The organism is Cupriavidus sp. SK-4 (assembly GCF_000611125.1).
Classification (GTDB): Bacteria; Pseudomonadota; Gammaproteobacteria; order Burkholderiales; family Burkholderiaceae; genus Cupriavidus; species Cupriavidus necator.
In genome coordinates this window covers 1-437 of the sequence record NZ_JFJW01000134.1, presented here as the reverse complement: position 1 = coordinate 437, position 437 = coordinate 1, and the positions used below count along the sequence as shown (strand labels likewise).

Below are 437 nucleotides of genomic sequence, written 5' to 3'. Positions count from 1 at the left end.
CGAGCGCGGCCAGTAGCCAGGTCGCATGCGCATCGGGGGTAAACAGCCGCACCACGGGCAGTGGATCCCTGGCCTTTCCGGTTGCATATGCGTGGCCGTTTGCGAGCAGCTGCTCGCGTTGTTCGGCGGTGATGAGAGGTTGGATCATGTTCGTTGCCTCCTGAAAGGTTCACTCCACGGCGAAGCGAGCGGATACAGGGCGCACGCTCCGGGCCGCCGTCGCGCAACAACAAGCGGCGTGCGCCAGAGTTGAGCACGTCTCCGCTTGCCCATGGCTTCCCTGGTTTTGCCTAAGATGCGCAAAAAACACACTTTGCGTTTGGCTACAATGGCAACGTTACCACAAACCAAACTCAAAGTGTGTGGTACTGAATGCCCGGGTCGGAAAAACTTCCGCCATGGGGAACCCCCCCGCGTCAGAATAGTTGTCGCCTCTC

General features: G+C 59.7%; 1 protein-coding gene. It reads right to left on the bottom strand.

The features are described from left to right. The coding region (locus tag CF68_RS38695; protein WP_035824888.1) for a DUF2958 domain-containing protein at positions 1-148 on the bottom strand (148 nt) is incomplete at its 3' end. Between the last annotated feature and the right edge of the window lie 289 nt (positions 149-437).